The organism is Okeania sp. SIO3I5, from assembly GCF_010672085.1.
Classification (GTDB): domain Bacteria; phylum Cyanobacteriota; class Cyanobacteriia; order Cyanobacteriales; family Microcoleaceae; genus Trichodesmium.
Genome location: NZ_JAAHHT010000161.1, coordinates 12,643 through 22,354 on the forward strand (window position 1 = coordinate 12,643; position 9,712 = coordinate 22,354).

Below are 9,712 nucleotides of genomic sequence, written 5' to 3' on the forward strand. Positions count from 1 at the left end.
CGTTGATTTTTAAAGGTTGGAGATTTAATCAGCAAATTCCAATAGAGAAATGGGGTTTGGAAAAATGGGGTTTGTTCTCCAAACCCCTACGCTCAAATATTACAACCTATTTAAACTTGCTATAAAATAGTAATAAAAAATTCCGAAAAAAACTCAAGCGTTGATTTTTAAAGGTTGGAGATTTAATCAGCAAATTCCAATAGAGAAATGGGGTTTGGAAAAATGGGGTTTGTTCTCCAAACCCCTACGCTCAAATATTACAACCTATTTAGACTTGCTATAAAATAGTAATAAAAATTCCCCCAAAAACTCAAGCGTTGATTTTTAAAGGTTGGAGATTTAATCAGCAAATTCCAATAGAGAAATGGGGTTTGTTCTCCAAACCCCTACGCTCAAATATTACAACCTATTTAGACTTGCTATAAAATAGTAATAAAAATTCCCCCAAAAACTCAAACGTTGATTTTTAAAGGTTGGAAATTTAATCAGCAAATTCCAATAGAGAAATGGGGTTTGGAAAAATGGGGTTTGTTCTCCAAACCCCTACGCTCAAATATTACAACCTATTTAAACTTGCTATAAAATAGTAATAAAAATTCCGAAAAAAACTCAAACGTTGATTTTTAAAGGTTGGAGATTTAATCAGCAAATTCCAATAGAGAAATGGGGTTTGGAAAAATGGGGTTTGTTCTCCAAACCCCTACGCTCAAATATTACAACCTATTTAAACTTGCTATAAAATAGTAATAAAAAATTCCGAAAAAAACTCAAGCGTTGATTTTTAAAGGTTGGAGATTTAATCAGCAAATTCCAATAGAGAAATGGGGTTTGGAAAAATGGGGTTTGTTCTCCAAACCCCTACGCTCAAATATTACAACCTATTTAGACTTGCTATAAAATAGTAATAAAAATTCCCCCAAAAACTCAAGCGTTGATTTTTAAAGGTTGGAGATTTAATCAGCAAATTCCAATAGAGAAATGGGGTTTGTTCTCCAAACCCCTACGCTCAAATATTACAACCTATTTAGACTTGCTATAAAATAGTAATAAAAATTCCCCCAAAAACTCAAACGTTGATTTTTAAAGGTTGGAAATTTAATCAGCAAATTCCAATAGAGAAATGGGGTTTGGAAAAATGGGGTTTGTTCTCCAAACCCCTACGCTCAAATATTACAACCTATTTAAACTTGCTATAAAATAGTAATAAAAATTCCGAAAAAAACTCAAACGTTGATTTTTAAAGGTTGGAAATTTAATCAGCAAATTCCAATAGAGAAATGGGGTTTGGAAAAATGGGGTTTGGAGAACAAACCCCTACGCTCAAATATTACAACCTATTTAAACTTGCTATAAAATACTAATAAAATTATAGGATTTATGTATCTAAACAAGAAACTGGGTTTATTACCCTAATTATTGTTTTTCAAACTAGGAAATTTCGTTAATAAACCCGGTTTCTGCGTAATTTCTGTAACTGATAACTGATAACTGATAACTGAAATGACATTATCTTCTATTATTAAACTACTTAGTCGATCGCCTCTCACCACCGAACTCCTAAAGAAACTCCAACAACACCAATGTCTACAACTAAACGGCGCTCCCCGTTTACCCAAAGGTTTAGTTGCATCCACCCTCGCCCAACAACAAGAGCAAAATTTATTCATTGTCACTGCCACTTTAGAAGAAGCGGGACGGTGGGCGGCACAATTAGAAGCAATAGGATGGCCAACAGTTCACTTTTACCCCACCTCAGAAGCATCCCCTTACGAACCTTCCTACTCAGAAGAAATGATTTGGGGACAAATGCAGGTTTTGGCAGACTTGGTGACGCTAGAAAATGCAGCTAGCGATGGCAACAATAGCAATAAAGCAAAAATGGCCGTGGTGGCAACAGAGCGATCGCTCCAACCTCACCTACCTACAGTTAAAGAATTTCAACCCTACTGCCTAACCCTCGCCCCTAGTATTACCAGTAACTCCAAAATCTTCAGCAAGACACGGATAAATGATTCTGAGTCTGATGGTTTAAAGTGTATATCTTTAGATGAAAAACTTGCCCAGATGGGATACGAACGAGTGGCATTAGTGGAAACCGAGGGACAGTGGAGTCGCCGGGGCGATATTATAGATGTATTTCCCGTCGCCTCAGAATTACCAGTCCGTCTAGAATGGTTTGGGGACGAACTCGAAAAAATTCGGGAATTCGATCCTTCCACCCAACGTTCCCTTGACAAAATTCCCCAAATCGTCTTAACACCAAGAGATTTTAGTCAGTGGGGGTTAGGAAATTTAGAGTCAATCACCGACTCAACTTATGCTTCCCTATTAGACTACCTGCCAGAAAATACCCTCATTGCCATAGACGAACCAGATCAATGTGCTGCTCATGGCGATCGCTGGTTTGAACTGGTAGAAGAAAATTGGCAACAACTCAAGAACGACGAAGCATCCTCACCATTACCAAAAATTCATCGTACATTTGCCGACTCCCTCGCAGAAGTCGAATTTTTTCCCAGACTATATTTATCCGAACTCACCAAAGAAATCAAGAGCGATATTACCGCCTCCGTTCCCTACACCCTCAACCTCGCCAGTCGCCCCTTACCAGTGATGCCGCACCAATACGCAAAACTGGCAGAAAATTTGCGCCAGGAAAGGGAACGTAAACATTCCATTTTCCTCATTTCCGCTCAACCGTCGCGCTCCGTCTCTCTCCTCCAGGAACACGACTGCCCCGCTCAATTTATTCCCAATCCCCGCGACTACCCCGCTATTAACAGACTGCAAACCCAATATACTCCCATTGCTCTCAAATATAGTGGTTTAGCAGAATTAGAAGGATTTATTTTGCCCACATTCCGGTTAGCAGTCATCACCGACAGAGAATTTTACGGACAACACACCCTCGCCACTCCCAGCTATATTCGCAAACGTCGTCAAGCTGCTTCCAAACAAGTAGATCCCAACAAACTTCGCCCCGGCGATTATGTAGTTCACCGCCAACACGGTATTGGTAAGTTTGTGAAATTAGAAAGTCTGACTATAAATAACGAAACTCGCGACTATCTGACAATTCAATATGCTGACGGTTTGCTCAGAGTTGCTGCCGATCAACTCAGTTCTCTGTCGCGGTTGAGAAATACCGATAAGAAAAAACCCCAGCTCAATAAACTGAGCGGCAAAACTTGGGAAAGTACCAAAAATAAAGTCCGTAAGTCAATCAAAAAATTAGCTGTTGACTTGCTGAAACTCTATGCTCAACGCGCTCAACAAACAGGTTACAGTTTTCCCGCTGACACCCCATGGCAAGAAGAAATGGAAGATTCATTTCCCTATCAACCTACCCCCGATCAGTTGAAAGCAACCCAAGATGTGAAACGGGATATGGAAAGCGAACGAGCAATGGATCGTTTGGTTTGTGGTGACGTTGGTTTCGGCAAAACAGAAGTTGCCATCCGGGCAATTTTCAAAGCTGTCACCGCTGAAAAACAAGTAGCATTTCTTGCACCGACAACAGTTTTAACCCAACAACATTATCACACTCTCAAAGAACGTTTTGCTCCGTACCCCATAGAAATAGGTTTACTCAACCGCTTCCGTACTGCTACTGAAAAGAAAGAAATTCAACGGCGGTTAGCAACAGGGGAATTAGATATTATTGTTGGCACTCACTCTATTTTAAGTAAGACGATCCAGTTTCGGGAATTAGGTTTGTTAGTGGTGGATGAGGAACAACGGTTTGGTGTTAACCAGAAGGAAAAAATTAAGGCGCTCAAAGCTCAGGTCGATGTGTTGACACTGACTGCTACTCCAATTCCCCGCACATTATATATGGCGCTTTCGGGGATTCGGGAAATGAGTTTGATTACTACTCCACCTCCTTTGCGTCGCCCGATCAAAACTCATCTAGCACCCTACGATCTGGAAACTGCCCGCACTGCCATCAGACAAGAATTAAATCGGGGAGGGCAAGTATTTTATGTGGTACCACGCATTGAAGGTATTGAAGAATTAACGGGAAAGTTGCGGCAAATGATTCCTGGAGCAAGAATTAATATTGGTCACGGACAAATGGAAGCAGCAGAGTTGGAGTCAATTATGCTGACATTTAGTGCGGGGGAAGCTGACATTTTAGTTTGCACCACAATTATTGAATCTGGTTTAGATATTCCCCGCGTCAACACAATATTAATCGAAGATGCTCACAAGTTTGGTTTGTCGCAGTTGTATCAGTTGCGGGGAAGGGTAGGTAGGGCAGGGGTGCAAGCTCATGCGTGGTTGTTTTATCCAACTACTGCTTCCGGTGGAGTCGCGCTGACAGATGAGGCACAAAAACGGTTGCGGGCAATTCAGGAGTTTACTCAATTGGGGTCTGGGTATCAGTTGGCAATGCGAGATTTAGAGATTCGGGGAGCAGGGGATATTTTGGGAGCAGAGCAGTCCGGTCAGGTGAACGCCATCGGATTCGATCTGTATACGGAAATGTTAGAAGAGTCAATTCGAGAGATCAAAGGGCAGGAAATTCCTCAAGTTGATGATACACAAATTGACCTGATTTTGACTGCGTTTATTCCCGCAGATTATATTCCAGACATAGATCAAAAAATGAGTGCTTATCGCTCCGTTGCTGCTGCTAATAGTCGGGAAGAATTGAGTGAAATAGAGGTTGATTGGAGCGATCGCTACGGTGCAATTCCTAAAGCTGGTTTACAGTTATTAAGGATGATGGAATTAAAACAAATTGCCAAAAAAATCGGCTTTTCTCGGATTAAAGTGGAAGGCAAACAACACGTTGTTTTAGAAACACCAATGGAGGAACCTGCATGGAATTTATTAAAGGAGAAATTACCAGGTCATTTAAAGTCTCGTTTTGTCTTTAGTAAGGGTAAAGTTACAGTTAGAGGATTAGGTGTTTTAAGTGCAGATAAACAATTAGAAAATTTGAGAGATTGGTTGAGTAAAATGGAAAATGCTTTACCAATGGATAATGGATAATTAGAGATACACCAGATTCCAAGTATATGAAGTACAGATATTAACAATTAAATGTTCTAAGTAGCGGGCATCTTGCCCGCGTGGGTGTACCTCACGCCTGATAGAATCCGCTGTAGTTTTCATTATTCATTATTCATTAAATTATGCCATTTAGTAATTACAAAATTAGTTGCAGTACAGAAAATTAACAACGATTTAAAACAAACAATTTTTGGTATTGTTTCTAATGGTGAACTTTGGCAATTTGGGAAATTGAAAGAAGATGTTTTTACGAGAAATATCATCAGTTATAACATTGAATCTTTAGATAAATTATTTGCCGTAGTAAATTATGTATTTCAACAATGTTTATTGCAGTTAGAGAATAGTGAAGAAAATCTATAAAATCTAGTATTTTATGGAGAGCGATCGCTTTTTGGTATAACATTATCAATTATCCATTATCCATTAAATTATGCCATTTAGTAATTACAAAAATATTGATACAGTTGCCCAAGAATTTCAAATTAAATATATTTATACAAATTTTGTCAATGAAATTCAATTTTCCGTGAATCAGAATTTTAAAGAGGAGTTAGATTTTGCAATTTCTAACTTATCTGTATACAGTTCAGAATATGCTATTTGTGAGAATTTAATCTTTCCAATTTTAAAAGAAGTCTGGAAACCCTATTATGACAAATTAATGCTTTGGAGTCATAGGACTTTAACCTATGATGAAAAACTATCAGGACAACCAGATTATATAGTGACTAAACTCAATCCTTTAGGCAGGATGATTTTTGATAAACCTTATTTTTTATTGGTTGAAGCAAAGCTAGATAATTTTAATGAAGGATGGGGTCAATGTTTGGCGGAATTAGTTGCAGTACAGAAAATTAATAACGATTTAGAACAAACTATTTTCGGTATTGTTTCTAATGGTGAACTTTGGCAATTTGGGAAATTGAAAGGAGATATTTTTACGAGAAATATCATCAGTTATAACATTGAATCTTTAGATAAATTATTTGCCGTAGTAAATTATGTATTTCAACAATGTTTATTGCAGTTAGAGAATAGTGAAAAAAATCTCTAAAATCTAGTATTTTATGGAGAGCGATCGTTTTTTGGTATAACATTATCAATTATCAATTATCCATTGAATTATGCCATTTAGTAATTACAAAAATATTGCAACAGTCGCCCAAGAATTTCAAATTAAGTATATTTTATCAGATTTTATCAACGAACTTGAATTTACTGTACCTCAGAGTTTTCGAGCAGAACTAGAATTATTATTTACAGATGGTGTTGTTGATAATTCAGAAGATGCTATTTGTGAAAACCTGATTTATCCAGTCTTAAAAGAAGTCTGGAAAATGTATAGAAAAAAATTAACTCTTTGGAGTCATCAGACATTAACTTACGATGAAAATTTGTCTGGAAAACCAGATTATATCGTGGCAAAACGCCATCCTTTAACTACAATTATTTTTGATAAACCATATTTTTTACTAGTTGAGGCAAAACAAGATAATTTTAACGAAGGATGGGGTCAATGTTTAGCTGAATTAGTTGCAGTACAGAAAATTAATAAGGATTTAGAACAAACAATTTTTGGTATTGTTTCTAACGGTCAAGTTTGGCAGTTTGGGAAATTGAAAGGAGATATTTTTACAAGAAATATTATCAGTTATAACATTGGAGATTTAGATAGATTATTTTCTGTAGTAAATTATGTATTTCAAGAATGTTTATTGCAGTTAGAGAATCATAAAAATAGTTTGTAAATATCATGCTTTTAGGATAGCGATCACTACAAAAATGGTATATAGCAGGGAACAGGGAATAGGGAACAGGGAACAGTTAGAAAAACATTTCCCAGTCTAAGGTTCATCATCAGTCCATGTCCTAAGCAACTCTTTCTCAGCTATAATATCAAATCCATTAATATCGGTGCAAAAAAACAGAAACCGGGTTTATATTAATGCCTCACTCTCTTAACATCTACTTTCCATAAACCCGGTTTCTTATAACACTCCGAAGCCAACGTATTTGGTATAATATAAAAACTAAAAATTCGTATTTTTGTCGAGATTATTATGAGATTTATTAGTCCCAAAACCGATTACGCTTTTAAAATAATATTTGGTTCCAACCAAAGTGAAGAAATATTAATTAGCTTTCTCAATGCTATTATTTATGAAGGGAAAAATAAGATTAAATCCCTAACAATTCTCAATCCTTATAATCCCCCTCAGATACAAACTTTAAAAGACAGTTATTTAGATGTCAGAGCAGTATTAGACGATAATTCCCAGGTGATTATTGAGATGCAAGTAGCTAGCGTTACTGCCTTTGATAAACGAGTGGTTTATAACTTAGCAAAAACCTATTCAACTCAATTAGGTCCCCGTGAAGGTTACAGACATTTAAAACCAGTAATTGCCGTGACAATTACAGATTTTGAAATGTTTGAAAACAACCCAGATGTGGTCAATTATTTTTCTTTTTTAAATAAGAAAAAGTTTGTTGAGTATACAGCAGCAGAAATGCAGTTAGTTTTTGTAGAGCTGCCTAAATTTAAGAAGTCATTGGAGGAATTAGAAACTTTAGTCGATAAGTGGATTTATTTCATCAAAGAAACAGACAATTTAGAGATAATCCCCGAAAATCTGGGAGAAGTATCGGCAATAGAAAAAGCTCTAAATATTGCTAATGAAATTAATCTAAGTGTTGAAGAATTAGAATTGCTAGAACAGCGGGCAATTATGGCACAAGATGAGAGTGGTAAGATACTTTTTGCTGAACAAAAAGGAGCAAATGCTCTGATAACGCGCCTACTCAAAAAGCGTTTTGGAGAGATTCCAGAAAATCTGAAAAAACAGTTGTCAGATTTGTCTTTAGAGGAGCTAGAAAATTTAAGCGAAGAGATTTTTGATTTTACTAATTTCGACGATGTATCGAATTGGTTAATAAATAGATAAGTGCTACCCAAAGTGCTTTTTATTGTAGGGATGTTGCGTGCAAGGTCCCTACAAGGTTATCATTTTATTTGATAATGAAGCCACAGAATTGATAATTAACTAGGAGATGAAATTACCATGAGATTTCTCAGTCCGACAACCGATTATGCCTTTAAAAAAATATTTGGTTCTGACCAAAGTCAAGACATATTAATTAGCTTTCTGAATGCCATTATTTATGAAGGGGAAAACAAAATTAAATCCCTGACAATTCTCAATCCTTATAATCCCCGTCAAGTGGAAACTTTAAAAGATAGTTATTTGGATGTTAGAGCAGTATTAGACGATAATTCTCAAGTGATTATTGAGATGCAAGTAGCTAACGTTACTGCTTTTGATAAACGAGTGGTTTATAACTTAGCAAAAACTTATTCAACTCAATTAGGTCCTCGTCAAGCTTATATGAATTTAAAACCAGTAATTGCTGTGACAATTACAAATTTTGAAATGTTTGAAAACAACCCAGATGTAGTCAATTATTTTTCTTTTTTAAATGAGAAAAAATTTGTGAAGTATACAGCAGCAGAAATGCAGTTAGTTTTTGTAGAGCTGCCCAAATTTAAGAAGTCATTGGAGGAATTAGAAACTTTAGTCGATAAGTGGATTTATTTTATTAAAGAAACGGATAGTTTAGAGGTGATTCCAGAAAGTTTAGGAGAGGTATCAGCAATAGAAAAAGCTCTGAATATTGCCAATGAAATTAATCTCAGTCCAGAAGAATTAGAGTTGCTAGAAAAACGGGCAATTATGGCACAAGATGAAACTGGCAAGATACTTTTGGCAGAAGAAAAAGCAGAAAAAAAAGGCAGAATTGAAGAAGCGATCGCTCTAATAATGCTTTTACTCAAAGAGCGTTTTATAGAAGTTCCAGAAGATGAGATTGCTAGTCAGCTTGAAAGTCTATCTTTAGAAGATTTGGAGAATTTAGTTAAAGCAGTTTTAAAGTTTAATAATATCGACGATTTATCGAATTGGTTGGCAGATAGAAGAGATTTTTGATTTGACTAATTTTGACGATGTATCGAATTGGTTAATAAATAGATAAGTGCTACCCAAAGTGCTTTTTATTGTAGGGACGTTGCGTAACAAAAATGCGTTTCATGTCGCCCGGCGTTAACGGAGTTATGCGTTAGCTAAACGTCCCTACGGAGTTATCATTTTATTTGATAATGAGACAACAGAATTGATAATTAACTAGGAGATGAAATTACCATGAGATTTATTAGTCCAAAAAGCGATTATGCTTTTAAAATGATATTTGGTTCCGACCAAAGTCAAGACATATTAATTAGCTTTCTCAATGCCATTATTTATCAAGGGAAAAACAAAATTAAATCCCTGACAATTCTCAATCCTTATAATCCCCGTCAAGTGGAAACTTTAAAAGATAGTTATTTGGATGTTAGAGCGGTATTAAAAAATAATTCCCAAGTGATTATTGAGATGCAAGTAGCTAAGGTTACTGCCTTTGATAAACGAGTGGTTTATAACTTAGCAAAAACTTATTCGACTCAATTAGGTAATCATGAACCTTATCTGAATTTAAAACCAGTAATTGCCGTGACAATTACAGATTTTGTAATGTTTAAGAAATCTTCAGATGTTGTGAATCATTTTGCTTTTTTACATGAGCAAAAATTCTTTAAGTATAAAGCAGAACAAATGAAGTTGGTTTTTGTAGAATTGCCCAAGTTTAAGAAGTCATT

At 36.0% G+C, this 9,712-nt stretch carries 7 protein-coding genes; all 7 read left to right on the forward strand.

Annotation, left to right across the window (positions count from 1 at the left end):
- Positions 1-1,500: 1,500 nt before the first annotated feature.
- Positions 1,501-4,998, forward strand: coding sequence for a transcription-repair coupling factor (mfd, locus tag F6K40_RS27470; protein ID WP_293140282.1), 3,498 nt, complete (start codon positions 1,501-1,503; stop codon positions 4,996-4,998).
- Positions 4,999-5,082: 84 nt separating this feature from the next.
- Positions 5,083-5,382: a hypothetical protein gene (locus F6K40_RS27475; protein ID WP_293140283.1), complete on the forward strand. Its 300-nt coding sequence runs from the start codon at positions 5,083-5,085 to the stop codon at positions 5,380-5,382.
- A gap of 70 nt (positions 5,383-5,452) precedes the next feature.
- Positions 5,453-6,076, forward strand: coding sequence for a hypothetical protein (locus F6K40_RS27480; protein WP_293140284.1), 624 nt, complete (start codon positions 5,453-5,455; stop codon positions 6,074-6,076).
- Between the two features lie 70 nt (positions 6,077-6,146).
- The gene (locus tag F6K40_RS27485) at positions 6,147-6,770 is read left to right on the forward strand and encodes a hypothetical protein (RefSeq protein ID WP_293140285.1); all 624 of its coding nucleotides are present in this window, start codon (positions 6,147-6,149) and stop codon (positions 6,768-6,770) included.
- A 312-nt stretch (positions 6,771-7,082) separates the two neighbouring features.
- Complete coding sequence (locus tag F6K40_RS27490; RefSeq protein WP_293140286.1) at positions 7,083-7,967, forward strand: Rpn family recombination-promoting nuclease/putative transposase; 885 nt, start codon at positions 7,083-7,085, stop codon at positions 7,965-7,967.
- A gap of 117 nt (positions 7,968-8,084) precedes the next feature.
- Positions 8,085-9,005 (forward strand): Rpn family recombination-promoting nuclease/putative transposase, encoded by a 921-nt coding sequence (locus tag F6K40_RS27495; RefSeq protein ID WP_293140287.1) that lies wholly within the window; start codon positions 8,085-8,087, stop codon positions 9,003-9,005.
- Between the two features lie 213 nt (positions 9,006-9,218).
- Positions 9,219-9,712 (forward strand): Rpn family recombination-promoting nuclease/putative transposase (locus F6K40_RS27500; RefSeq protein WP_293140288.1); only part of this gene is annotated, 494 nt, incomplete at its 3' end.